Source organism: Syntrophus buswellii, from assembly GCF_046097065.1.
GTDB lineage: Bacteria > Desulfobacterota > Syntrophia > Syntrophales > Syntrophaceae > Syntrophus > Syntrophus buswellii.
Genome location: NZ_CP175563.1, coordinates 2,097,096 through 2,119,958 on the forward strand (window position 1 = coordinate 2,097,096; position 22,863 = coordinate 2,119,958).

25 protein-coding genes and 1 pseudogene are annotated in these 22,863 nt (G+C 54.1%); 10 read left to right on the forward strand and 16 right to left on the reverse strand.

Translation table 11 applies throughout. The annotated features are described in order from the left end of the window. Nucleotides 1-36 precede the first annotated feature (36 nt). The 3 genes from ACJ77P_RS09530 to ACJ77P_RS09540 all read right to left on the reverse strand — a co-directional run bounded on the left by ACJ77P_RS09530 (nt 37) and on the right by ACJ77P_RS09540 (nt 1,930). A complete protein-coding gene (locus ACJ77P_RS09530; RefSeq protein ID WP_408998094.1) occupies nt 37-621 on the reverse strand; it encodes a nuclear transport factor 2 family protein in 585 nt (194 codons plus the stop codon). A gap of 134 nt (nt 622-755) precedes the next feature. Then, the gene (locus tag ACJ77P_RS09535) at nt 756-1,193 is read right to left on the reverse strand and encodes a hypothetical protein (RefSeq protein WP_408998095.1); all 438 of its coding nucleotides are present in this window, start codon (nt 1,191-1,193) and stop codon (nt 756-758) included. A gap of 17 nt (nt 1,194-1,210) precedes the next feature. Continuing rightward, nucleotides 1,211-1,930, reverse strand: a complete 720-nt coding sequence (locus tag ACJ77P_RS09540; RefSeq protein WP_408998096.1) for a DUF2071 domain-containing protein — start codon at nt 1,928-1,930, stop codon at nt 1,211-1,213. 156 nt (nt 1,931-2,086) lie between these two features. On the opposite strand from ACJ77P_RS09540, the gene ACJ77P_RS09545 reads away from it, so the two are divergent. Then, nucleotides 2,087-2,989, forward strand: a complete 903-nt coding sequence (locus tag ACJ77P_RS09545; RefSeq protein WP_367361457.1) for a TIGR01777 family oxidoreductase — start codon at nt 2,087-2,089, stop codon at nt 2,987-2,989. Between the two features lie 4 nt (nt 2,990-2,993). On the opposite strand, the gene ACJ77P_RS09550 is transcribed toward ACJ77P_RS09545, so the two are convergent. From ACJ77P_RS09550 to ACJ77P_RS09565, 4 genes are read right to left on the reverse strand one after another with little or no spacing between them, the layout of a single operon-like run. Next, on the reverse strand, nt 2,994-3,395 hold the full coding sequence (locus ACJ77P_RS09550) for a cell envelope biogenesis protein OmpA (RefSeq protein WP_367361456.1): 402 nt from the start codon (nt 3,393-3,395) through the stop codon (nt 2,994-2,996). A gap of 40 nt (nt 3,396-3,435) precedes the next feature. Then, nucleotides 3,436-3,837, reverse strand: a complete 402-nt coding sequence (locus tag ACJ77P_RS09555; protein ID WP_408999420.1) for an NINE protein — start codon at nt 3,835-3,837, stop codon at nt 3,436-3,438. Nucleotides 3,838-3,878: 41 nt separating this feature from the next. Next, nucleotides 3,879-4,154: a GIY-YIG nuclease family protein gene (locus ACJ77P_RS09560; protein ID WP_408999421.1), complete on the reverse strand. Its 276-nt coding sequence runs from the start codon at nt 4,152-4,154 to the stop codon at nt 3,879-3,881. Beyond that, nucleotides 4,154-4,783: an HAD-IA family hydrolase gene (locus ACJ77P_RS09565; protein ID WP_367361455.1), complete on the reverse strand. Its 630-nt coding sequence runs from the start codon at nt 4,781-4,783 to the stop codon at nt 4,154-4,156. Before ACJ77P_RS09565 ends, ACJ77P_RS09560 begins: the two co-directional genes overlap by 1 nt. A gap of 196 nt (nt 4,784-4,979) precedes the next feature. Between ACJ77P_RS09565 and dinB the strand changes: the two genes are divergently transcribed. Both dinB and ACJ77P_RS09575 read left to right on the forward strand, forming a co-directional pair. Beyond that, entirely contained in the window at nt 4,980-6,053 is a 1,074-nt protein-coding gene (gene dinB, locus ACJ77P_RS09570; protein ID WP_408998097.1) for a DNA polymerase IV, read from the forward strand. 149 nt (nt 6,054-6,202) lie between these two features. Continuing rightward, a complete protein-coding gene (locus ACJ77P_RS09575; RefSeq protein WP_367361453.1) occupies nt 6,203-7,393 on the forward strand; it encodes a murein transglycosylase A in 1,191 nt (396 codons plus the stop codon). A 53-nt stretch (nt 7,394-7,446) separates the two neighbouring features. Here the strand turns inward: ACJ77P_RS09575 and ACJ77P_RS09580 are convergent, their stop codons facing one another. Then, nucleotides 7,447-7,791 carry a hypothetical protein gene (locus ACJ77P_RS09580; protein ID WP_367361452.1) on the reverse strand — a complete coding sequence of 115 codons (345 nt, stop codon included), beginning with the start codon at nt 7,789-7,791 and terminating at the stop codon, nt 7,447-7,449. A gap of 24 nt (nt 7,792-7,815) precedes the next feature. Next, nucleotides 7,816-8,415, reverse strand: a complete 600-nt coding sequence (locus tag ACJ77P_RS09585) for an isochorismatase family protein (RefSeq protein WP_367361451.1) — start codon at nt 8,413-8,415, stop codon at nt 7,816-7,818. 230 nt (nt 8,416-8,645) lie between these two features. Here ACJ77P_RS09585 and ACJ77P_RS09590 point away from each other — a divergent pair, with 230 nt between their 5' ends. The 6 genes and pseudogenes from ACJ77P_RS09590 (at nt 8,646) to ACJ77P_RS09615 (ending at nt 13,688) form a co-directional block, all read left to right on the forward strand. Continuing rightward, complete coding sequence (locus tag ACJ77P_RS09590; protein ID WP_367361450.1) at nt 8,646-9,401, forward strand: acetoacetate decarboxylase; 756 nt, start codon at nt 8,646-8,648, stop codon at nt 9,399-9,401. Nucleotides 9,402-9,779: 378 nt separating this feature from the next. Further along, entirely contained in the window at nt 9,780-10,388 is a 609-nt protein-coding gene (locus tag ACJ77P_RS09595; protein ID WP_367361449.1) for a lytic transglycosylase domain-containing protein, read from the forward strand. 104 nt (nt 10,389-10,492) lie between these two features. Then, a complete protein-coding gene (locus ACJ77P_RS09600; protein ID WP_408998098.1) occupies nt 10,493-11,821 on the forward strand; it encodes a tetratricopeptide repeat protein in 1,329 nt (442 codons plus the stop codon). Nucleotides 11,822-12,508: 687 nt separating this feature from the next. After that, nucleotides 12,509-12,625, forward strand: a pseudogene (locus ACJ77P_RS09605) (phage integrase N-terminal SAM-like domain-containing protein); the annotation flags it as partial. A gap of 41 nt (nt 12,626-12,666) precedes the next feature. Further along, complete coding sequence (locus ACJ77P_RS09610; protein ID WP_367361462.1) at nt 12,667-12,969, forward strand: hypothetical protein; 303 nt, start codon at nt 12,667-12,669, stop codon at nt 12,967-12,969. 56 nt (nt 12,970-13,025) lie between these two features. Further along, on the forward strand, nt 13,026-13,688 hold the full coding sequence (locus ACJ77P_RS09615; protein WP_408999422.1) for a transposase: 663 nt from the start codon (nt 13,026-13,028) through the stop codon (nt 13,686-13,688). A 564-nt stretch (nt 13,689-14,252) separates the two neighbouring features. Here the strand turns inward: ACJ77P_RS09615 and ACJ77P_RS09620 are convergent. The 3 genes from ACJ77P_RS09620 to ACJ77P_RS09630 form a co-directional block, all read right to left on the reverse strand. Next, nucleotides 14,253-15,017, reverse strand: coding sequence for a hypothetical protein (locus ACJ77P_RS09620; protein WP_408998099.1), 765 nt, complete (start codon nt 15,015-15,017; stop codon nt 14,253-14,255). A 192-nt stretch (nt 15,018-15,209) separates the two neighbouring features. Continuing rightward, nucleotides 15,210-15,650 (reverse strand): hypothetical protein, encoded by a 441-nt coding sequence (locus tag ACJ77P_RS09625; RefSeq protein ID WP_408998100.1) that lies wholly within the window; start codon nt 15,648-15,650, stop codon nt 15,210-15,212. 282 nt (nt 15,651-15,932) lie between these two features. Then, nucleotides 15,933-16,622, reverse strand: coding sequence for an LEM-3-like GIY-YIG domain-containing protein (locus ACJ77P_RS09630; protein ID WP_408998101.1), 690 nt, complete (start codon nt 16,620-16,622; stop codon nt 15,933-15,935). 289 nt (nt 16,623-16,911) lie between these two features. Between ACJ77P_RS09630 and ACJ77P_RS09635 the strand changes: the two genes are divergently transcribed. Continuing rightward, a complete protein-coding gene (locus tag ACJ77P_RS09635) occupies nt 16,912-18,273 on the forward strand; it encodes an integron integrase (RefSeq protein WP_408998102.1) in 1,362 nt (453 codons plus the stop codon). A 161-nt stretch (nt 18,274-18,434) separates the two neighbouring features. Here the strand turns inward: ACJ77P_RS09635 and ACJ77P_RS09640 are convergent, their stop codons facing one another. The 4 genes from ACJ77P_RS09640 to ACJ77P_RS09655 form a co-directional block, all read right to left on the reverse strand. After that, nucleotides 18,435-19,646, reverse strand: coding sequence for a hypothetical protein (locus ACJ77P_RS09640; RefSeq protein WP_408998103.1), 1,212 nt, complete (start codon nt 19,644-19,646; stop codon nt 18,435-18,437). A gap of 114 nt (nt 19,647-19,760) precedes the next feature. Further along, nucleotides 19,761-20,813 (reverse strand): CNNM domain-containing protein, encoded by a 1,053-nt coding sequence (locus ACJ77P_RS09645; protein ID WP_367360149.1) that lies wholly within the window; start codon nt 20,811-20,813, stop codon nt 19,761-19,763. A gap of 369 nt (nt 20,814-21,182) precedes the next feature. Then, nucleotides 21,183-21,725: a DUF502 domain-containing protein gene (locus tag ACJ77P_RS09650; RefSeq protein ID WP_367360150.1), complete on the reverse strand. Its 543-nt coding sequence runs from the start codon at nt 21,723-21,725 to the stop codon at nt 21,183-21,185. Nucleotides 21,726-21,848: 123 nt separating this feature from the next. Beyond that, complete coding sequence (locus ACJ77P_RS09655; RefSeq protein ID WP_408998104.1) at nt 21,849-22,835, reverse strand: Tim44 domain-containing protein; 987 nt, start codon at nt 22,833-22,835, stop codon at nt 21,849-21,851. Nucleotides 22,836-22,863: the final 28 nt, after the last annotated feature.

Sequence of the window (22,863 nt, forward strand, 5' to 3'; positions counted from 1 at the left end):
ACTCCGGACTTCCCGGCAAAAAAGCGGGGGCCGGACTCAGATGCGGCCGCGAATCCAGGTGATGATCCGGCCCAGGACCGGCGCCTGCTCGTAAATGATTCCCGTATCCCAGTAATCCTGATGAAAGGTGATGTATCCCTGGGCGTCAAAGCGCACATGGGACATGCCGACAGCCTGGATCGGCTTTTCCCTGTTGCGCTTGAGCGTCAGATGCATGATCCAGCGGAAGTAGTAGTTTCCTTCATGCACGGCCACATCCTGGATGTCGAAGGTGCATGCGTGGACCGCTTCCGTGCTCGAGATAAAATAGGCGGTTATGGCCTCGATCCCCTGAACCTCCCGGAATCCGTCGCGGAAATAGGCATTGGGGGCGTAGAGGCCTCCGATCCGTCCCCGGATCCGCTCTTCGGAAAAGATTTCGTAGAAGGCGCGGAAATTTTCGATGGCAGCCTTTTCCTTCTCCGAACCCGGAGCCGGTGGAGCGATGACACCGGGATCCGTCTTCATAAGGTAACTGCGGTAATTTTCCATATAGGCCCCCTGTCGTTCTGGATCAGCAGCACATCCGCTGATGGCGAGACAGACAAAAACAAGAGAAACCATGACTCTTCCGATGCGCATTTCAGATCACTCCTGTCAGAAGCATAACGGTCTGCATCTTCCTAAATAAAAGGTGATGGGGAAAAAGGGCGCCGTTCCTTGCTGCGAAACGGCCTATTTACTCGTTTGTGAAAGGGTGAAAAGGCCTGCCGGCTTCAATACAAAGCCAGCCCCAGCCACAGAACCGCTCCGAACACGGCGTGCAGAGCAAGCTGCTCGTACCACGCCGAGGGTGCCGCACGCCTGCCCAGCAGGCCCTGGCCTGCTATGGGAAGCGCAAGGAAGAGCATGGACAGCCAGAGAACAAAGACATAGGCAGCCAGCGCGGCTGAATTTTCCGGGTCAAATTTCAACAGCCGCGACAAGACGTAGTACGCCACCCCGAACGCGGCGCTGGTGAAGAGATGAACGACGACGCCCACAACGTACACAAGGGACTTTCCCGCTCGAATCCCGGCTGTCTTCAGAGCAAAGTCCCCATCGATCAGAAGCAGGTTCGCCTTGATCACCCCCCGGCGGTATCCGAATTCGGTTAATGCCGCCATGGCTGCTCCCGCGATGAGCGCCGCCACTGTGACCTCGACTGCTGTCATTGGCACGCCTCCTTCCGCTAAATAAACACAGAAAACTGCGATTCGGGAACGATGAGCACGCTGTCGGGCCTTTCCAGTTCAGGGGCGGCCAGCAGGCCGGCCTCAACGGGAAGGGGAAACCGGATCCGCAGGAGAGACAGACGGCGCACATCCAGAACCTCGTGTTTGATGGCGATTCTCTTCAACCGTTCGCCGCTGCCGATGAATCCCGCCAGCGGCCCTGTAATGACGCCGATGATCGTGGCATCAGAATCCTCAGCCGGAGTAGACTTCATCCGGATCTCGATTTCTCCGTTCCAGTCGCCGGCAGCCCTATAGAAATCCGCGCCGCTTCCGTCCTGCTCCACAGCCAGGCTGAAGGAAATGTGCTCCCAGGGGATGCCCAGCACACGAGTCGCCACGGGGATGAGACTTGAAGAGACGCCGCTTCGAAAAAAGTAAACCGCCGGATTGCCAGTCTTCGGATCGATGACATAGGTGCGAAGGTTGAGCTGATCGTAACTGAAACTTGGCCATCCCAGGAAGGACAGGTGCACCTTTCTGCACTGCATGGCCACAATCGACAGAAAGACCCCGTTTCCCGCCGCATTGAGCCGCAACTCCGAAGGAACTAACGGGCGGAGACGGGCGACAGGAACAAGATAGGAAAGATACAGTACATTCTGCAGGTCCATTTTGACCATCGGCCGTTGAAATCGCGCAACCATTTCAACATCCTTCTCTACCCGGAGGGCCATTAAGAAAAGAACGCCTGCTTGACAAAATTGAAGGCCGAATCTAGTTTAAAAGGTCTTTTGCTGAATGTCAATGCATGGAAATTGTCCCGTTCGAGGCGGGCGTCTCTTCCTCGGCGCGGCAGGATGACCCTGAAGGCCGTTCGGAGGGGCTTTTTTATGAGGATTCTGATTTCAGGAGCGTCGGGTTTTATCGGCTCCATCCTGGTTCCGCATCTTCAAGCGCAGGGACACACGGTCCTTCGGCTCGTGCGGAACAGGGCACAGGACGGCCTGTTCTGGAACCCCCTGGAAGGCGTCATCGACCTGCAGGGCGATGAAACCATCGACGCAGCCATAAATCTCTCCGGGGACAACCTCGGAGAGGGAAGGTGGACGAAGGCGAAGAAGGAAAGAATCCTGTCAAGCCGGATCCGCAGCACCTCGCTCCTGGCCGGAACCCTTGCCGGTTTGAGCAGGCCTCCGCAGGTGTTTCTCTCCTCTTCCGGCATCGGCTTCTATGGGAGCTGCGGGGACACGTTCGTGGATGAAGAAGGGCCGGGGGGGAAGGGCTTTCTGGCCGAAACAGGACGGAAGTGGGAGGCCGCCGCCCTTGCGGCGCAGGAGGCGGGGATCCGCGTGGTCTACCTTCGCATCAGCCCTGTGCTCAGCCGGGAGGGGGGCATGCTGCAGCGCTTGCTCCCCTTTTACAAATTCGGCCTGGGCGCCGTTCTCGGTTCGGGAAGGCAGTACATGAGCTGGATCGCCATCGATGACCTCATGGCCGCCATCGATCATATTCTCTGCCGCGAGTCGCTGTCCGGGCCGATCAACCTGTGCGCGCCTTATCCCGTCACCAACCGAGAATTCACGGAACACCTGAACCGGATACTAAAGCGCCCCACCCTCTTCAGGATCCCCGCGTTCCTGCTGCACGCCCTCTTCGGTGAAATGGCCGACGAGGAGTTTCTCGCCTCCCTTCGAGCCGTTCCGGGCAAGCTGATCGCCTCAGGGTTCGAGTATCAATATCCGGGGATTGAAGAGGCGCTGCGGCACGCACTGAATGGGCCGCCGTGCGCCTGAACCGTCACTCCCAGCCGATAACCTCGTATCCCCTTTCCTGGAGGCAGCGGGTCACGAAATTCTTGAAAATGGGGCTCGGTTCCGAAGCCCGGATCATGCCGTGCACCAGTCCTGCCGCTGCGCCTGCCGCTGCGCCGACGCCTGCACCCCGCCCCAGGCTTCCCGTCACGGCGCCGGCGGCACCCCCGATAACGGCGCCCCCGGCCCCGCCGATAGCCGTACTCTTGGCTGCGGCAATGCCCGCATCGGATTTCACGTACTGGTCGGCAAGGGCTTCACACTCCCCCACCTCCCTCTGGGCCTGTGCTTCCCCGACCCGTTGAAGGTGCGCGTTGGGGTAAAGAACGGGGCCGCTGGAGCAGCCCGTTATTAAAAGCACCGATATACTCAGCAGCATCTTTTTCATGGGGTTACATCTCCTTGAGGAATAAATCGGGCATCGGACTTCAGCGGTCCGATGCGTTTAAAACCGTGATCTGATCGTTGAGGGTCCAGAAATCGTAGATATAGCCGATTCCGAAGATCCCCAGGGTAAACAGGTACAGAAAGCCGGTGAGCCATTTCCCCATGTAAAACCGGTGAACACCGAACGGTCCCAGGAAGGTGAGCAGAAGCCAGGCGACGTTGTAATCGATTTTTCCCTGAACAAAGCGCAGGTCCGCTTCGCGGGCCATGGAGGGGATCAGAAAGAGATCGAGAATCCACCCGATCCCCAGCAGGCCGAAGGTAAAAAAATAGATCGTTCCGGAAATGGGTTTGCCGTAATAAAACCGGTCCGACCCCGTAAAACCGAAAATCCACAGGATATAACCCATCAGGACGCTATGGCTGGAGCTGTTGTGGTTCATGGTTTCTGAAGTGTTCAATTCGGTTCCTCTTTCGTTCCCTGTCAGGCCGTCTCTTTTCGAGCCCCCGGCTTTCCGCCGGCCAGTCGGAGCTTTTCCTTCCGGGACAGTTTTTTAATCTGCCCCTCCCGCTTGAGAACCTCCGACAGGCTGGACAGTTCTTCGAAATAGATCAACCGGACCGGCCGCCGCGAAGCGGTATATTTTGCTCCGCATCGGCCTTCGTTGTGCTCCCGGAGGCGCCTTTCCAGGTTGTTTGTCCACCCGGTGTAGAGGGTCCTGTCGGAACATTCAAGAATGTAGACAAAACGGCTTTCCATCATCCAGGCGGCAGCATCCGCTTCATGGAAGCGCAAAACGAATTCCGGCCGGCATAGAGGATGGTCTGCCATCCGCTGTGCCCTGCCCGTTGAATGTTCCCCGGATCGTCGTCGATGAACAGGATCCTGTCCGGCTCCGTCTTCAGAAGACTGGCGATGTCATCGAACAGGGAGCGGTCCCTCTTGCCCTTTCCGAAGTGGTAGCTGTTGAAGACGAAATCAAAACGCCTGAAGAAATCGAACGTTGCATTCAGCCGGTCCAGGATATCCGTCTGGTCGCTGAGAATGCCGACCTTCAGATTCTCTGCCTTCAATCTTTCCACAACATCGAACATCCATTCCCGGGGAAGAAAGCGGGAAACGATTTCGCCATCCAGCGAGGCGTCATCCCCCCTGATGCCCTTCGCCTCCCTCATTGCCTCCCAGAATCCTCCGGCAGAGCCTTTTCCCGTTATGTAGCCCGTCGCATAGACCAGGTCTCCGGCCGCCCGGACGAGATCTTCCCCATCCAGACCGTTCGCTTCCGCAATGGCCCGGAATCCCTCTTTCCATCCCTCTTCGGCAAGCACGCCGCCGAAATCGAAGAGGACCACCTCAATGCTCCTGCCGCCTGTCATCTCCTGCTTCACAGAATATCCCACCCCGAAAAAGCTGTCCGCCGGGTATCGGCGAGGTTAATGTTCACCCGGAAGGTTGCATTTGCAGCCTCTTCATGCAACATTCCTGTTTGAGCCTGTCCGTGTTGAAGAACCGCCCGGCCCTGCGGATACAGAGGTATTTATAAGGCATACGCTGAGAAATGTAAAGGAACGTCGGGAAAACAGCATGACTTCACCCAACCCTTCCCGAAGGCGGATCCTCCATGTCGACATGGACGCCTTCTTTGCCGCCGTTGAAGAAAAAAGGAACCCGAGCCTGAAGGGGAAACCCGTGGTCATCGGCGGCAGTGGAGACCCCAGTCAAAGGGGCGTGGTCTCGACGGCCAATTACGAAGCGCGCAAATACGGCATCTATTCTTCCCTGCCCCTGAGGACCGCCTATAAACTCTGCCCCCGGGCCATCTTTCTTCCCGTGGATTACGAGGCCTATGCCTCTGTTTCCCGCCGGATCAAGGCCGTGCTTCTGAACGTGACCCCCGTCATGGAGGATGTCGGCATCGATGAAGCCTACCTGGACATAACCGATCAGGCGGATTCCGATGAAGAAATCGCTCGGAAGATCAAGGCCGGCATCTTTGAACAGACGGGGCTGACCTGCTCCATCGGCATCGCTCCCAATAAGCTTCTGGCAAAGATCGCCTCGGACATGGAGAAGCCCGATGGGCTGACGATCTTCAGGGAGGAGGATATCGAGCGGAGACTCTGGCCCATGGCGATCAGAAAACTTTACGGGATCGGGCCGAAGACGGAGGAGCATTTGAAGGCCATGGAGGTGGACACAGTCGGGAAGCTGGCGGCATTGCCCCGCGAAGCCCTTGTCCAGCGCTTCGGCTCCTCGTACGGCAACTACCTCTACGAGGCGGCGCGGGGGATCGACGAGAGCCCCCTGGTGACCCGCTGGGAGCCCAAATCCTTCAGCAGGGAGACGACGTTCCAGGTGGACGAGAAGGATTGGCAGTCCATAGCCAGGACGGTTGCCGAATTGACGAGGGAGGTCGTTTCCGATCTGGTCGGGAAGGGCTACGCCGCCAGGAACGTTTCCCTGAAGATCCGCTACAGCGATTTCCGCACCATCACCCGGGCATGCTCCACAGCGACGGCCGTTATGGAGGAGGAGGAAATCCGGCGCCTGGCTTTTTCCTGCCTGAAACGGGTCGATCTCAAAGGCCGGAAAATCCGGCTGGTCGGCGTCCGGGTCGGCTCCCTGGAAAAGATTGCAAAGATTTCCTCCCCGGTATAAGGAGGACGTCACATTGTGGGCACACAAGGAGAGAACGAATGAAGAGATTGGCGGTCACCGGAAGCCCCGGGGAAAAGCGGCCCCTGTCGGCGCTCCGGCAGGAAAGCCGCGGATGGAGCGGCATCAGAGGCGGTAGGAGCTGATCCGATATGATCGCATATGCCAGATGCTTTCTTCTCCTCATGTTTGCGCTCGCACTGGCACTGACCGGCTGCGCTAAAAAAGGGGTGTATGCGCCCGGACCGCAGCCGCCTGACCGTCCACCGCTGCAGGTCCCGGAGGAGATCCCGGAATGCAGCGACGACCTTGATGCCGCATCGCTTCTGCTGGCCATCGACCGCAGCCTCAAATACTATGACGGCATCGGGCGGAATCAGACCTTCCGGATTGGGGAAAGGCAGGTCAGCGCGAGCCGGATGAAAGAATCCCTCGTCGCGTTCCGCCGCATTTTTTCGGCGGACATGAGCATCGAAGAAAAGAGAAGACAGATTGCCGAAAAATTTGTCCTTCTGCGGGCATCGGGTGAACGAGGCGACGGCGCCGTCCTGTTCACAGGCTATTACCAGCCCCTGCTGGCAGGGTCCCTGAAAAGAACGGGAAAATACAGGTACCCCCTTTACAAGACCCCACCGGACCTCATCGTGGAAAAGGGCCCGGGAAACAACATGACGATCGGACGGAAGAAAAACGGCCGGATCATTCCCTATTACACGCGCCGTGAAATCGACATCGAAGGCGTTTTAAAGGGGAAAGGTCTGGAGCTGATCTGGGTGTCCGATCCTGCCGAACTGAATTCCCTGCACACCCAGGGCTCGGGAAAAATCCAACTGGAAGACGGCACCCTGCTGACGGTCGGTTATGCCCAGAACAACGGCCGGCCTTATCGCTCCGTAACGCAGAATCTGCTGGATCGGAATAAAATCGAGAAAGGAAATGCCTCGTACCGAAATTTCAAGGCCTGGCTGAAGGGAAAAAGCGATGGGGAACGCGATGAGATCCTCAGCTACAACGAACGGTATATCTTCTTTCGATTTCTGGACCGGGACCCCATAGGCGCCCTGGGTGAGCCGGTCACGCCGGGCAGGTCGATCGCCACCGATCCGGATTATTTCCCCAAAGGCGCCCTGGCGTTTATCCGCCTGCGCAAGCCGATTCTGGATGCCGATGGGCGTGCAACCCTGCGCGTCCCCTTTTCCCGCTTTGTCCTGCTCCAGGATAAAGGCTCAGCCATCAAGGGTCCCGGACGGGTCGATCTGTTCTGCGGATTCGGCCCCGAGGCGCAGGCCACCGCGGGGACCCTCAAAGAGAACGGAGAGCTCTACGTTCTCATCCCCAGATAAGGGTTCATGACCGCCCCCGGCCCCTTCTGCCCTGCGCCGCCGCCTTCTCCCGTTCACGTCCCCGGTTCAGGAGCGATGCCTGAAGGGTCGGAATCCGCCGTCCAGAAGGATTCCGGCATTTCAACATTGACGATGACCGATGCAATCCCCTGCTTATTTCTCTTGATTCTCAACCCTTTGACCCGCAGTCCGGTTTTGCGTTCAAAATCCTTGATTTCCTGGCAGAGCCCCACGCTCAAGCGCCTCTGCTCATCCGCCAGTTCCTCTTTTTTCCATTGCCTCTGAATGATGCCCGCGATCCGTTCGCGCCGATAGGCCTGAACCTCACGCGGCACCGGGTGGGCCTTCAGAAACTCAAGCAGCCTTTCCAGCCGTTGTGTCCCGTTCTCTCTTGTCATCTTCCCGATCCAAGATGCCTGCCATCAAAAATCGCCCTCCAGATAACGGCACAGGCTCTCCGTATCCAGAACATGGGCAAAGGCGAACGCCATATTCTTCAATGTAGCGAGATGCAGCTCCTCATCCGCCGCGGCGGTGGCGTCAGAAACGAAGAATACCCGGTAATCCCTCATGAAGGCGTCGCGGGCCGTGGTCTCGCAGCAGCAGTTCGTCATGACGCCGGTGATGATGAGTTCTTCGATGCCTTCGGCCCGCAGCATCTCATCAAGTCCGGTCCCAAAAAAAGCGCTGTAACGGTTTTTATCAATCACCGAATCGGTTTGGGACGGCGTCAGGACATCCATAATCTCCCAGTCCCTCGTTCCATGGAGGATGCAATCTCCCCACCATTGCAGCAGAAGCCCCCCGTCTTTTTCGATATCCCGGTGGCCGTGCCGGGTGAAGAGGATCCTGACGTTCCGTAAGCGGCAGGCGTTCACGATTGACAAGACCCTGTCGACAATCGGCGAGGCCACGGGGAGGAAATAATTTTGCATGTCAACGACCAGCAGGGCGCATTTCCCCTGGCGGGGCCAGGCCTTGCGGACATTGTACTTTCGAATGTCGTCGAGATGATTTTTCATGGGTGATCTCTCCATCCAGGCAGCCCCGGCACAACCTCTCAAAGCCAGCCGCCCGGCCGATGAAGGTGCCATGCTTATAAGCCATGAGCGGGAAAAAGTAAAGGGATAGGGAGAAGCGGGGCCGATTTTCCGGACCGGCTCAGGGGACAGCCATCGACTAACGATTGCAAAGTTTTCCTGATCGTTATAGAAAATGATCTGGAAGAGAAGAAGCAGCAGCAGGAGGAGTTATGAAGATTGACGAAGTCAAGAGCCGTTTTGCCATGCCCATCACCAGCCCGTCTTTTGCGCTCGGACCGTATCGGTTCCGCAGCCGCGAGTATCTGATCGTCGATTATGAAACGGACATGGACGCCTTGAGGCGCGTTGTCCCGGAACCTCTTGAAGTCTACAAGCCCGTCGTCAGGTATGAGTTCATCAAGATGCCGGACTCGGACGGATTCGGATCCTATGACGAGTCCGGCCAGGTCATCCCGGTAACGTTTCATGGAAAGCCGGGAAATTATGTTCATTCCATGTACCTTGACGACCTGTCGCCCATCGTCGGAGGCCGGGAGATATGGGGATTTCCCAAGAAATATGGGCAGCCGGAAATGCGCGTGGATGCCGTCAGCAAGGACTGCTGCATCGGAATGCTGAAATACGGAGAGCTGGAAGTGGCCCGCGCCACGATGGCTTACAAGTGGCAGCGGCTCGACACGGAGCCGCTGTGCAGGGCGATGCTTGAAACCCCGAACTTCCTGATGAAAGTGATTCCCGATGTGGACGGCACCCCAAAGATCTGCCAGCTCGTGCAATATCCCCTTCTGGACGTCACGGTCAAGGAAGCGTGGACAGGACCGGCATCTTTGCAGCTGTTCTCGCACTGCATGGCGCCGGTCGCCGATCTGCCGGTCAAGGGCATCGTCGGTGCCGTGCATTACATCAGCGATTTGACCCTCGGGCTTGGCGAGGTTGTCTTTGACTATCTGAAGGAACAGGGCTGACCCGGGAGCTCACAAACGGCGGCGGATCAATCCTTTTCCTGACAAAATCAGTCTTTTCCCTTAGAGATTATAAGGATATTTTTTTGTCATGATAAGGATTTGAGAGGCAAAAAATCCTCATAGGCCCTATGGCGCCGGATTTAATTCTATTGTATTTATGCTAAATGAGGAAGGCACGACAAAGCGACAGGATCAACACTTCAGCATCAACCGGCTGCCCGGGGATTTTGTTTGACTCCGGCAGCAACGCTGTCCGCGCAGCAGAGATGGAGATGGTATAAGCATATGGAAAGGCCGGGTTCAGGGGCAGCCGTTTGGCTTTTATGTCCGATCTTCATTATTTTGAGTTCGATGCCTTCATGGGCGGAGCAACCCGGTATGCCACAGCGGACAGGACAGGTACATCCCGCCGGGCAGACGGTCCTGTCCTCGATGGCCGGCTCGGCGGCAGATCTCTATATGTTCCGTGACGGGGACGCTCCGGCCGGTTATGCCCCCGTGAGCGACTCGAAACGCCGTCTGTCCTCCATGAAGGGCTTTTATCCCGGAAAGAATTCCTTCGCGGTGCCGAAGGGGGCCGGCTCGGCGGTCCGTTCCTCCGATTACGGGAAGGCCATCAAATCGGCCTGCAGGCGCTACACGGTTGATCCGGCCCTTGTCCGGGCGGTCATCATGGCGGAGTCCAATTTCAATCCCGCGGCCGTATCGCCCAAGGGCGCCATGGGATTGATGCAGCTCATGCCGGACACAGCCCGCGAAATGGGCGTGTCCAATCCTTTTGACCCTGTTGAGAACATTCACGGCGGCGTCGGCTATCTGAGCCGCTTATTGAAAAGCCTGAACGGCGACCTGTTCCTCGCCCTGGCGGCCTATAACGCAGGGCCGGAACGGGTGAAAAGCTACAAAGGCATCCCCCCCTTTCAGGAGACATGGCTTTATATCAAGCGGGTTCTGGATTACTACCAGTTTTACAAGGGAATGAACTAGCGATGCCTTCCCTTTGGCCGCTTCCATCTGCCGCACAGGCGTCCGGCAGATCCGCTGGAACCCCGCCCAATCCGCTTTCGGCACTGGATCAGGAGAAATAACGAGTGGAACGATTCTTTAAAATCGTTGTTCTTGCACTGATTTTGTTCTGTCCCGCATCTGTCCTGTTCGCCCAGGGGCCGGAAGCGGCGTGGAACATCCTCGATCAGGAAGCGCTTGAGCTTTACCGGGCCGGCAACTATGGACGCGCTGCTGAAGCGTCTGAAAAGGCGCTCCAGGCCGCCAAGAAAAAATTCGGTCCGGGGCATCTTTCCGTCAGCGGAATCATGAACAACCTGGCCGAGATCTATTATGCCCAGGGGCAGTTCGGGCAGGCCGAGGCGCTCTACAAGCGTTCGCTGGCAATCCGGCAGAAAACCCTGGGTCCGGAGCATCCCTTTGTGGCCGGCACCTTGAACAACCTGGCTCTGCTCCATCGCACCCAGGGCCGGTACGACGAGGCGGAGTCAGGCTTCAAGCGGGCCCTGGCCATCTGCCGGAGCGTCCTGGAGCCGAACAACGCCCTTTCGGCCGGAATTATGAGCAATCTCGGCGAACTTTATGCGGTCCAGGGGCAGCACGGCCAGGCCGAAACCCTCTACCGGCAGTCCCTGGCCATCAGGAAGAAGGCATTGGGCTCGGAACATTCTCTTGTGGCGGCCAGCCTGAACAATTTGGCGGAACTGCACCGCAGCAGGGGCCGGTACAACGAGGCCGAATCCCTCTTCAAACAATCCCTGGCCATGCGGGAGAAGACCCTCGGCCTCAATCACCCCGATACGGCCGCCAGCCTCAGCAGCCTGGCCCGGCTTTATTCCGCCCAGGGCGAGCATGTGCAGGCCGAAACCCTCTACCGCCATGCCCTGACAACCTACCGGAAAGCCCTGGGGCCCGATCATCCCGATACGGCGGCCTGCCTGAACAACCTCGCCGAACTCTATCTCGGCCAGGGCCAGTACGACCAGGCGGAATCCCTCTTCAAGCATTCCCTGGCCATCTACCGAAGCGCCCTGGGACCCGATCACCCCGATACGGCGGCCTGCCTGAACAACCTCGCCGAGCTGCACCGCAGCCAAGGCAGGTACGACGAGGCCGAGGCGCGCTACAAGCGATCCCTGGCCATGCGGGAAAAGTCCCTGGGGCCCGATCATCCCGACGTGGCAGCCAGCCTGAACAACCTTGCCGAGCTTTACCGCAGCCAAGGCCGGAATGAAAAGGCCGAACCACTTTTCAAAAAATCCCTGTCAATCTACAAAAAGGCCCTGGGGCCGAATCATCCCTTTGTGGCCATGAGCCTCGAAAATCTGGCACTTCTTTACAAAGCGGAGGATCGTGTTCAGGAGGCCGACGGCTTGACGAAGCAGGCAAAGCGGATCCGATCAAGCAAACAATAACAAAAAAGATGTGGGCGGAAAAATTCGCTATCCCGTTTTCCACATGACCACGCCATTCATCCCCGAAGATTTTTTCTCCCTTTGGTAACCACTCCAATTCTCCGCCTAATCGGGCTACCACGCATTTTTATCATCCTATAAAGCCATGACCTCCGGCAAAGCCGAATGTCATAGCTGAGTCAAAATGAAGGCTGGGTTCGAGAATCCATCTACAAAGGGTGAAGGGCGACACATTATTTTAGCACAATATTACGGATTGCAAGCTTGTAACCTTTCGGATGAGCAGCGCGCCTCACCGCGTCTGACTCTATTCGGTTGATGTGCCGGTTGTGCATTCGGCACCATTGCTTATTGATAGCGCGCGGAGCATCCGGGGCAATGTGACCGCCGGCAGGCGGTCACATTGTTTGCGATCAGCCGCGCTCTTGGCTGGCGCGGCCTCTGCGACAAAGGTCTTGGCACGCGCTCGCAGAGGGCGTGATCCGCCAAGAGTGACGGACTGCATCGCGTGGTTCAAGTAAACCGCATTCGCGGTAGAAAAACCACTTTATAAAATTCACCAATTCCCATCTATCACCTTCCCGCCTAAACCATCTGTCCGGTATGTCTCCTTTGAATCCCCGTTTGTCCGGGGAAAATCATTTTCAGAAAAGGAGATCTATCATGATGACAGACTGGTCCGAAAGAATGATCAAAGCCCTTCAGCTCAACGGATTGAGCGAACGTACTCAGGAAAGCTATGTCCGCACCGTGCGGATGTTGACCGAGCACTGCAAAAAAACACCGGAATCCATCACCGAAGACGAACTCCGGGAATATTTCCTTTACCGGAAAAACGTCAGCAGTTGGTCGCCAAAGACCACATGCGAATCTGCTATTGCGGAATCCGCTTCTTTTACACGAACATCCTACGGCATGACTGGCACATCTTCAATATCCTCCGCGCCCAGGCGGAGCACCGGCTGCCTTCCATCCTCAGCGAGGAAGAAGTCCGCAGGATACTGTCCTGCGTCAATACCCCCCACAACCACGCCTACCTGACCACCGTTTATTCCTGCGGCCTACGCCTCCATGAAGGCCTCCATCTCTCCGTTCCCATCAGCAAGCCGGTTATGAAGCTCTCTTCTCCGCCTCTTCCGACGCACTGAAACTTCTTGCCAGAGATCCCAAATTCCTCGGCGCCGATCTGCCGGGTTTCACCGGAATACTCCATACCTGGGGAAGGCAGTTGCAGTATCATCCTCACATCCATTACATCGTGCCCGGTGGCGGCTTCAACAAAGGCCGCTCCTCTTGGCTGTCTTCAAGAACCGACTTCTATGCCCCCGTCAAGGCGCTGTCACCGATCTTCAAGGCAAAGTTCAAGGAACAGCTGAATCAAACCGGTTTACTTGATTCCGTCGAGGCCAAAGTCTGGGAGGCCGACTGGGTTGTCAACAGTCAAGCCGTTGGAAATGGGGCCGCTTCGCTGAAATACCTTGCGCCGTATGTCTTTAAAGTGGCCATCTCCAACAGCCGGATCGTTAAAGTGGAAAACCACACGGTAACTTTCAAATACCGGAAACATGGCAGTAGACGTTACCGGTCCCTGAGCCTCCATGTCCTGGAGTTTATCAGGCGTTTTCTCCAGCATGTCCTCCCTTCGGGATTCATGAAAGTCCGACACTTCGGGTTCATGAGTTCCAGCTCGAACATCTGTCCCGAAGACATCCGCCAGCGGCTCGGGAAAGAAGACGAAAATCCCCCTCCGGTGCCGCCGGAAAGCCAAAATCCGCCTCATGGTCCCTTCTGTCCTGATTGTGGCGGGGTGTTGATCTTCCTCAAAAGCATTCTTCCTTTTCGAAAGGAATACTGCTCTTCGGGATAGAAAGAACCCGAAACATAGGATCTTCCCCATCCCCGAAATCCGCGAACAGTCGGCGGCAATGGACATCTGCGCCCTGAGCCATGGGAAACCGCACTTTCGCTTGATGATAGGGTTTCATGATCGGGATTTTCGTGAAAAAATACCCTGACGCTCCCTTTCCACATTCCCAATTGTTTCGGTCTGTTCCTTCCCTGGATTGGGAAATGGCCATTTTCTCTCTTATTCAGAATCCCCTCCCGAAGCATTACCCTTACATCCCCGGCTTACTTGAACCCAGGATTGAAACGACCCTGCGGGTTTCGTCTCAATCCTTATTCGTTGGGCGCTCACTCAATGTGATCGAAGCACTTGATACAAAGCCCGCGCCGATAGAATTGCCAACATCGGCCAGATAACAAGCAGATCGACCCGTATGTCCGCTTCCGGTGTCTTAGCCTGAACGAGCCACTCCCAGGCGGCATAAACTCCCCAAGCAACCGATGCGATGAGCAATGAACCGAAAAGACGCAGATTGCCCAGCGCGGTGAACCGTGGAACCAGGTACCCCACGATCCGGTTCGAGCTTCAGCCCCCTTGCACAACCGCATCGGGAATCTCGTAGCGCTCGTCACCAATGTGGATGACATTGAGGTCAGCTTCTTTCTCGGCCTTGAACTTGCCGGTGTCAGCCTGGCTCTGGTCGTAGCCGATCGCACGACCATTCTCGAAGAAAATTACCCGCTTGCTCCCATCAACTTTGGTTACCGTCACCATGGCACTTCCGTTGCCCTCGCGCTTGACGCCGAAGGCGCAGGAGCCGGTGGGCTGGCCCTTGCCCATCGAGCAGGGAATGTCCCCTGTGGCGTGGAAGTCGGTCCCGGCCACCTTGGCATCGTGACTTGGCGCGTGAGTAGCCGGCTGCCCACCGCCATCGACGATCATCTCCAGGCGGTATTTAGCTACCTCGTTGCGGCGAGCCGCCGAGCGCATCATGTAGACACGAATCTTGTAGTCACCGCTCGCTGGGAGTGTGCCCTCGTACTGGTTTTGACTGACGGAGCCGTTGAACATGGCCACCTCATTTTCGCCGGGGGCTAAGATATTGAAATAGGTGGCGCCATGTTTCGTTGCCAGGCTGACGTTCATGTGCTGGCCAGCGCGGGCACCCAACACGTAATCCACCGTCTCATAACCCTTGATGCTGGCCTCGACCACGGCGCTATTAGCACCCTTCTTGAAGTGTACCCGTTCGGTGCGAATGTCATCGGCGGCGAAGACCATCGGGGCGGTCAATAGGAGGAAACAAGCCACGAGCCACAGGTGGAACGGAGTAGACAGATTCGTTTTCATTTTACTTCTCCTTGGGTTGTAAGATTCGGAGGCGCCCAACGTTCGCGGTAACCTGCCCGCGGAGGCAGGCGGCGCTTGGCCCCGGATGGCATGATGCCACTGGCGCCTGGAGGGGCCAAGCGACGGCTGCCGTAGCGGGTCAGGTTGACCGCGTGGTTAGGCCCCGCGCTTAAGCGCCCGTGAGCGTTCGACTCAGGTTCGGCGTGCGACGAGGAGTACATACCAGACCACTAAAGCCGGGTACAAGATTATCATCCCCCCTGGCAAGATCGGGCCGTCGCTTCCTGATGACATCAGAACAAGAAAGAAGAGTAACCAGTAAACGAGTGAAGCTACGAGCCCGTATGCGAGCGCGCGTTGCATCCACGCGGGCGATACGGCTTTGCTCACGCTGCGCTTGGCGTGAAAGCGAATTGCGATAATGACGAAGGCGATGGCTGAAGCCGATCCAGCAATTCGTATGATCTCAATAAGATTTGTTGTTGAGTCAAATTGCGTCGCACTGGTAGGGCCGTGTAGATAAATGTAGACCGAGGGAATCGCAACGAACATAACGCAAATCGCAGCAACGGCCAGCCAGGCATTGCGAATCGCTCCCTGAAGTTCGGCGGAATTGGAGCCAGGTTGTGACATACGAGGACCCTTGGATCAGCTGTGCGGACAAGCTGGATACTGAACACTTCTGTGAGTGGTGGAGGTGCGTCGTTCGCGTGGCCTAACGCCCCGGATGAGGAGCGCGCCTGTTGCGCGTCTGTCTCAATTCGGTTGATGTGCCGGTTGTGCATTCGGCACCATTGCTTATTGATAGCGCGCGGAGCATCCGGGGCGATGTGACCGCCGACAGGCGGGCACATCGAAAAAATCACCCGGAGCGTAGCGATCGGGTGCATTGCTTTTGTTATAAGCTTTTAATATTTAATAACCAAAATCATAATTATCTTGCGCAGGCGATACGAAACCTCTATTTAAAGGCAAATCACCATGTACCTTGAGAAAACCTTTCAGTTCCAAAGTTAAATTGTTTACATCAATCATTCTTCTGTCTAATGAAAATTGCCAACCACGTAATAGTATTTTAGGGCCTTTGTAATGATAACCTACATTACCCATTTCTTGAATGTGAGGAATTAATCGACTTTCAATCCATTTGACATTCATTTTGTTTTCTTCAACATAAGCTCTTATTTCCTTTGGCATATCTTGAATAAGCATTCCGTGATGAACCATGTCTGTTATTTTACGCGCTATACCCTGCCTGCGATAGCCGTACGTGTCAATGCCGCCAGATATGCCTTCACCACCGAATGATTTATTTAACAGTGGCCCCGTGCCTAAATCGACGCGACCGATTTCTTCAATTAAATGACTTTCATGCTGAAACGCTTCCCACTCAGTAAGATTTTTAAATACGGTTATAATTTCGACACCTTTTTCAAATCCAAGATTTCTAATATTAGCGCATAAGGTTCGCTCACTTCCTTTTTTAGCCTCGCGCATGTGCGCATTTTTTCTATCGCTTGTTCCCTTGCCAACGTAAAAAGGAGTCCTCGTATTTTTGCAAATATATTCGTAGATATAAAAATGTCTTTTTTCAATCATTGTCATGCCTTTGATCTTACTTATAACAAGTAATTCTATGGTTCTGTCTGTCCTTCCTTTCGTAAGAATATACTGAAAGATGGATAGACACTGCCTTTATGTTTAACTCCTGGAACTTGAACGCCGATTACCATATTACATAACCTATACATTTTTAGTCCCGATGAACTCTCGGTAATCATTTATTATTTATGGTGGTTAGATTAATGCCTTGACAGATTTATTTCAACGAAATATTTTAACTTTCTGTATAACATACTGATTTGCAGGATGTATAGAAAAAGGAGAATTATTCATGCTGAACATCCCGCCCGCATTGCTTAAACAATATGAAGTATTTTTACGTAATAAGACTATTCCAATCAGCTTCCAGGGGACCTATAAGAAGTGGTTACGCTATTACCTGGACTTTTGCCGGAAGTATCATTTCCATCCTTCTCAAAACGCCAGCCTGCCTCCTTTTATCCGTAAATTACAGGACAAGAAACAGACGAATGAGCAGCGAGAACAGGCTGCAAAAGCGATTAACCTTTATTATGAACTTTGTAAGGCAAAGGACCCTGACAGCATAGGAACCGTTTTGCAGATGAATGATCAAGGATACGCAACCTGGAATGATTCCCATCAAACCAAGCTCCATGAGAATACTGGGCTGTCGATTAAAGCTGAAGAGGCGAATCTTTCTCTTTCCGGTGCTTCCTGGAGAGCGGAGTACTCACGATTGGAGGATGAAATCCGTGTAAGGCATTACTCTGCTAAAACTCTCAAGACATACAAAGGATGGGTACAGAAGTTTCAGGCGTTTACAAGCAGCAAATCTCCGGCTTTACTTTCCCCCACGGATGTCAAAGAGTTTCTTTCCTTTTTGGCGGTTAAGCGGCAGGTGTCTACCACAACGCAAAATCAGGCATTTAACGCACTGTTGTTTTTTTATCGACATATCCTGCACAAGGAATTCGGAACAATCGATGGCGTTGTCAGGGCAAAACGAAAACCTTATATTCCCGTGGTTTTGTCTCGCGAAGAGATTGAGGGTATTCTTCAATATTTGGAATACCCTTATGATCTTGTCGTAAAATTACTTTACGGCTGCGGACTTCGGCTTTTTGAATGTCTGGGACTTCGTGTGCATAGCATAAACTTTGATGCAGGCATCCTGACGGTTCATGACGGCAAAGGACAGAAAGATCGGACGGTACCGCTCCCAGAAACGATTTTACCCGAAATGCAAAAACATCTTGGTTTCCTGAAAAAACTTCATCAAAGGGATCTTGATAAAAAATATGCCGGCGTGTTTCTAGTGAATGCCTTGGAACAAAAATACAAAAATGCATCAAAGGAGTTTATCTGGCAATGGTTTTTCCCTGCGAAACAATTGACCTATGATAAAGAGGCCGCAGAGTACCGGCGCTATCATCTTCATGAAACGCTGGTCCAAAAGGCGATCAAGGATGCGGTGAACAAATCGCGGATCTGCAAGCGCGCCTCGGCCCATACATTCCGTCACAGCTTTGCGAGCCATTTACTGCAGGCGAATTATGACATCCGAACGATTCAGGAGTTGCTGGGGCACAGCGATGTAAGAACGACCATGATATACACCCATACCGTCAAGAGCCGGACGCTGAAAGAGGCAAAGAGCCCCCTGGATTTCTGATGTTTCAGTTTGAGTGAAGGAGAATGGGGATAAGGAATTCCAAGGGACGCCCCTGAGTCGCTTGTGGAGCTGGCCGACACGGTCCCCCGTCATGCAGGCGGCTTTGGCCGCACAGTGTCGTCAGTCTATTCATTCTCTCCATCTGTCTTGTTCATCTTTGTTTATTCCCCGAAGCTTGGAGGGTCCTCATCAAAACTACACTTGGGATTTGTGAAGACGTCAGCCACGGCAGCAATACCCGTTGGATCCAAAGCCATGAGAAGATCCTTCGTGTCGGGCGACTCTCTCGCCAGAGTTGCCTCGGCCAGAATCTCCGCTGCATTCCAACACACCTCCTCGGCGATCTCCTTTGAGTACTTTTTGAGAAGTTTCTTGTTCAGCTTGGAGCGGATGCCAGGCATCATCTCATGAGCTATCGTCTTCGTTGTTTTCTTGATGGTTTCCTTTGCTATCGCTTTACTCGTCGTCTTTGCTGCAGTCTTCGCCGAAGCCTTTGCCGCATTCACCGCAGCGTTGGCTGAACCTCCCGTGGTTACAGCGGTCGCTATGTTCAGTGCAAGTTCCAGAGGTGCGAATATCTGCTTAATGGTCTTGTCAGCACATTGATTTGCATGAGTTGCACATCCAGCACCACAATCGACAGGCTGGGTACTGGGACAGTCCTGCCAGCAGACAGGTCCCACACCATGATAATTCTCCTTGCACGGCTTATAACAAAGGCCGGCATCATACACTTGCCCTTTTTTGCATTTCATCGGCTTGCCTACTCCGCGTCCCTTAGACTTCTTCTGGCAGGATATGCCAATGTCCGTCATCCCCGGAGGGCATCTTGGACTGCAAACACAGCAGCCAATCGCCCGATAATCAGGCTTGCACTTGGGATAATAGATGGCCCCGTACTTTTCACATTGGCCCTGTCCGTGCTTCTTCTCGCAGCGTTTTTTGGCGTTGCTCAGATTAAAAGCCGGGTCCCCGAACTTCCAGGGAAATCCCACTCCCCTTCCGTAGGACTTCGGCTTAAAGCAGTAGGCCCCGTCATCACGGAACCCAGATGGACACCTCTGCCAGCACACAGGGCCGACTCCCTTCGCCCCTGGCATGCCAATGTCTTCACAAGTGGGATAGCAAAGTCCGGCGTCCTTCTCCTGACCCTCCGGACAAGCGCTGACCGGCACACCCACACCACGCCCGTAGGAGTGCCTCCAGCAGTATGGTTGATTTGCCTTGCCCAGCTCCTTAAGGGACCAGCGCAGGAGGGCGTCTTTTTCTTCCGGTGTAATGGTTTTTACTGTGGTCGAATTCATGCTGCAGCCGAAACACAGCAGGGCCAAAACCGCAGAAATCATTATCATGATACTGGACGTTTTTTTCATGCCTCAGTCTCCTGTTTTGTCGAGCTTTAATGAACGGTATGGGCTGAGCGTGGCCACAAAAAAGATGGAAAAATAAACCGACATAGACAAGAAAGGCGAGGGAGAGCGGGATGACTATTCCTCTGTGTCGACAACGATTCCCAAGGAGCGTGCACGCTTGAACCATTGCTGCCTGGCCAGAGCCCGCATGTCGGCGACCGTGTCTGTTTCGTCCATTATCTCGATGCCCAGCAATGTTTCAATAAGATCCTCCATCGTCACAATGCCGGCGACCCCTCCGTGCTCGTCAATTACAAGCATGGCCTGTTGCCGCTGTTTCAAAAAGTGTTCGAAAATTTGAATCAGAGGTACGGTTTCCGGAACCGCTGCCAAGTCACGGCGCAGCGACATCAGCAGTTTGGCCTGGTTGCCGCACGAAGCCTCCAGGTAGATGTCGCTTTTTAAAACGAATCCGACAATATGATCGGGATCGCCCTGATAGATCGGAATCCGGGAGAACTTGATATCTGGCACCTTGACGGCTTCCCCGACCGTCATGCTCGCCGGCAGAGTAAACATGACCGTACGGGGCGTCAAGACATCATCAGCACTCAGTTTTCTCAGCATAAACAGATTCTTGATGATCCGTGCCTCCTCCTCCCTGAACTTTCCCTCCTGAAATCCGATATCGGCAATAGCAAGAAACTCTTCGCGACTGAACCCGCTTTCGTTTTTGCCTTTAGATATCAGCCGGGTAAGTGCCAAGCACAGAATGACCAGCGGATATAACACAAGGATCATCAAATGGACGGTACGGGCCGTAAAAGGGGCCAATTCCCTCCAATAGAGCGTGCCGAACGTCTTGGGGATAATTTCCGTAAACACCAAAATCAAAAACGTTAATACGGCTGATGTGACAGCGACATACGCACTGCCGAAGACGATCAAGGATTGGGCGCCGACTCCTGCGGCGCCAATTGTGTGCGCCATGGTGTTCAGGCTCAGGATGGCTGCCAGGGGTCGATCGATATTCTCTTTCAAACCGCGCATCAAACGTCCGGTCGTGGGCGCTTTTTTTTCGTAAGCCCCCACAAATCCCGGAGTGACCGATAAAAGCGCCGATTCAAGGAGCGAGCACAGGAACGAAAATCCAAGTGCCGCAAATAGATAAATTAATAATAACTTCATTTCCCTCACCGATAGTGTAAGTGGAGTTTTCTGAAATTCCTCCGGGAGCTACGCTTTAGGCCTCCAGAAAAATGAAGCCATTTCAAGCAGCCGCTTACGGATTGGGGCACGGAATGAATGACGTATCAGCACGAGCGACACCGGCACGGGGGCTGTATTGGGAGTCGGTTCCACAATTCGATGTAGTGCTGTCTGCTGATGAGTTGCCGGAACGATCAATATGAGCCTGGATTCTCACCATGCCGGTTTCGCCACTCATTTCCACCCTGATTTACTTCGTCACGCGACCCCTGTGCCAGTAGGATCCCGCTCTGAGTTACAAGATACGGTCGCCAATTAAAAAAACTCTGTTGTAGATGACCACTTCATTCATTGCTTTCCTAAAACCCCGCCGGAAACAATAAAAGCCATCACTTTAGAACTTTCTATATCCAGGGGGTTAACCCTGTCCGACGGAAATATCAGTACCTGACCGGCAAAATTATATGACTGAGGCAGGTAAACGGCAACGTGTTCTGATAGGGCAAACATACTCAGGTCTTCCCTTGTAATAAATCCCAATACTTTAGGCCCACCTGATATTATTTCTACAAGAACCGGCTTATCAAAACTTCTCTTCTCTCCTGCCAATGCATTTGTAAAGTCTTTAATGGCTGCGTACAACAATTTGACCACGGGCAATCTGATAAAAACCTGGTCTATGAGGGCAAAGAATTTATTTCCAAAGTAATTTGAAGCCAAAAACCCGATCAGTGTAATGATTGCCACGGCAATAGCGGAACCCAGGCCGGGAATTGGAAGATCAAGTAGACCATCGAACGCCCTGATAACCCAGACAATTATCGTAACGGTCAAAGCTGCCGGCACAAATACCAATAGACCTTTTATGAAATAACCTAATAAATTCTTCACTTACCTCTCCAGGGTCACATCCGATAACCTTTAGATCAAATGTGCTTTTTGGGTTATTAAACAAATCGACAATGAAGCTGATCACCTCCAATATCCGGAGAGGTGATCAGCCGCTTTTGGCGATTATTCGTGTTGGTTGATTGCTGATAACTGCCAGGGATAATTCCCCACAGGACGGGTGAAGGTCCAGTATTCGTCGAACCTGACCGGTTCTGTTTTGCTACCCGCCAGGAGCCGGCCTGATACCTCGTCAACCGTGTAGTCTAGGAGATTGGCACAGAAACGAACAGTTATAAAGTCCTTCCCGGCTTCCTGCCAGACCTCTGTGATGTCAACATTCCGGACAGCGATATTTTCGAGGCGGTTGACCTGTTTTTTGTTTTTCAAATCATCGGCATCACTTTGAAGAATTCCAAACATTTCAACGGTGAGAGAAGATCTGATTGTGGATAGGTCACGGTTTGCCCAAGCACCCTGGACTTTGAAGAAGTTGTCCATGGCCTGATCCTTGAACAGCTGCTCGTCGAATGTGAGATCCATCTGCCTGATGTGGGTCAGGCCAGCGGTCACATCGCTTTCGAGGGGTTGCAGGTTGCCATATGAAGGTGCCGCGGTGGAGGATCCGTAAGCAATAGGTTGCTGGGGCTGTGACGCCTCCCGGAAATAGGACGTGCCGGCCGTTGCTCTTTCCTCGGCTTCCCTCCGTTTCTTCTTGATAAACCACCAGATCCCATAGAGCATTACGCCGATCAGGGCAATATCGAAAAGGCCGATTCCACTGCCACCGAGTCCACCACTGCTTGCATTGCCCATGCTACTGAAGAGCATGCTGCCCAGGATGCCTCCCATGATACCGCCAGCCAGTCCACCAGCCATGTTCCTCAAAAAACCTCCACTCTGAGATGGGCTCGTGGCAGTCGTCACCTGTCGTGACGATCTGGTAGTGCTTTTCGATTGTGAACTTGGCGACGAGTAGGAGTGTGAGCCCCGGCTACCGAAGGACTTGCTGCCGCCTGCACGGGCAAAAGCGTCAATCTCCAGGACGTAAAACAGCATTGCGACCAGGCTGACAATCATCAGCCCATATTTTATATACTTTTCCATTGCCATACGTTTCTCCTTCTAAGATGTATCGTGA

What these genes read in the sequence shown, in the direction of transcription:
- ACJ77P_RS09530 (WP_408998094.1), bottom strand. Translation starts at nt 621, where the DNA reads ATGCGCATCGGAAGAGTCATGGTTTCTCTTGTTTTTGTCTGTCTCGCC.
- ACJ77P_RS09535 (WP_408998095.1), bottom strand. Translation starts at nt 1,193, where the DNA reads ATGACAGCAGTCGAGGTCACAGTGGCGGCGCTCATCGCGGGAGCAGCC.
- ACJ77P_RS09540 (WP_408998096.1), bottom strand. Translation starts at nt 1,930, where the DNA reads ATGGCCCTCCGGGTAGAGAAGGATGTTGAAATGGTTGCGCGATTTCAA.
- ACJ77P_RS09545 (WP_367361457.1), top strand. Translation starts at nt 2,087, where the DNA reads ATGAGGATTCTGATTTCAGGAGCGTCGGGTTTTATCGGCTCCATCCTG.
- ACJ77P_RS09550 (WP_367361456.1), bottom strand. Translation starts at nt 3,395, where the DNA reads ATGAAAAAGATGCTGCTGAGTATATCGGTGCTTTTAATAACGGGCTGC.
- ACJ77P_RS09555 (WP_408999420.1), bottom strand. Translation starts at nt 3,837, where the DNA reads ATGAACCACAACAGCTCCAGCCATAGCGTCCTGATGGGTTATATCCTG.
- ACJ77P_RS09560 (WP_408999421.1), bottom strand. Translation starts at nt 4,154, where the DNA reads ATGGAAAGCCGTTTTGTCTACATTCTTGAATGTTCCGACAGGACCCTC.
- dinB (WP_408998097.1), top strand. Translation starts at nt 4,980, where the DNA reads ATGACTTCACCCAACCCTTCCCGAAGGCGGATCCTCCATGTCGACATG.
- ACJ77P_RS09575 (WP_367361453.1), top strand. Translation starts at nt 6,203, where the DNA reads ATGATCGCATATGCCAGATGCTTTCTTCTCCTCATGTTTGCGCTCGCA.
- ACJ77P_RS09580 (WP_367361452.1), bottom strand. Translation starts at nt 7,791, where the DNA reads ATGACAAGAGAGAACGGGACACAACGGCTGGAAAGGCTGCTTGAGTTT.
- ACJ77P_RS09585 (WP_367361451.1), bottom strand. Translation starts at nt 8,415, where the DNA reads ATGAAAAATCATCTCGACGACATTCGAAAGTACAATGTCCGCAAGGCC.
- ACJ77P_RS09590 (WP_367361450.1), top strand. Translation starts at nt 8,646, where the DNA reads ATGAAGATTGACGAAGTCAAGAGCCGTTTTGCCATGCCCATCACCAGC.
- ACJ77P_RS09595 (WP_367361449.1), top strand. Translation starts at nt 9,780, where the DNA reads ATGCCACAGCGGACAGGACAGGTACATCCCGCCGGGCAGACGGTCCTG.
- ACJ77P_RS09620 (WP_408998099.1), bottom strand. Translation starts at nt 15,017, where the DNA reads ATGAAAACGAATCTGTCTACTCCGTTCCACCTGTGGCTCGTGGCTTGT.
- ACJ77P_RS09625 (WP_408998100.1), bottom strand. Translation starts at nt 15,650, where the DNA reads ATGTCACAACCTGGCTCCAATTCCGCCGAACTTCAGGGAGCGATTCGC.
- ACJ77P_RS09630 (WP_408998101.1), bottom strand. Translation starts at nt 16,622, where the DNA reads ATGACAATGATTGAAAAAAGACATTTTTATATCTACGAATATATTTGC.
- ACJ77P_RS09635 (WP_408998102.1), top strand. Translation starts at nt 16,912, where the DNA reads ATGCTGAACATCCCGCCCGCATTGCTTAAACAATATGAAGTATTTTTA.
- ACJ77P_RS09640 (WP_408998103.1), bottom strand. Translation starts at nt 19,646, where the DNA reads ATGAAAAAAACGTCCAGTATCATGATAATGATTTCTGCGGTTTTGGCC.
- ACJ77P_RS09645 (WP_367360149.1), bottom strand. Translation starts at nt 20,813, where the DNA reads ATGAAGTTATTATTAATTTATCTATTTGCGGCACTTGGATTTTCGTTC.
- ACJ77P_RS09655 (WP_408998104.1), bottom strand. Translation starts at nt 22,835, where the DNA reads ATGGCAATGGAAAAGTATATAAAATATGGGCTGATGATTGTCAGCCTG.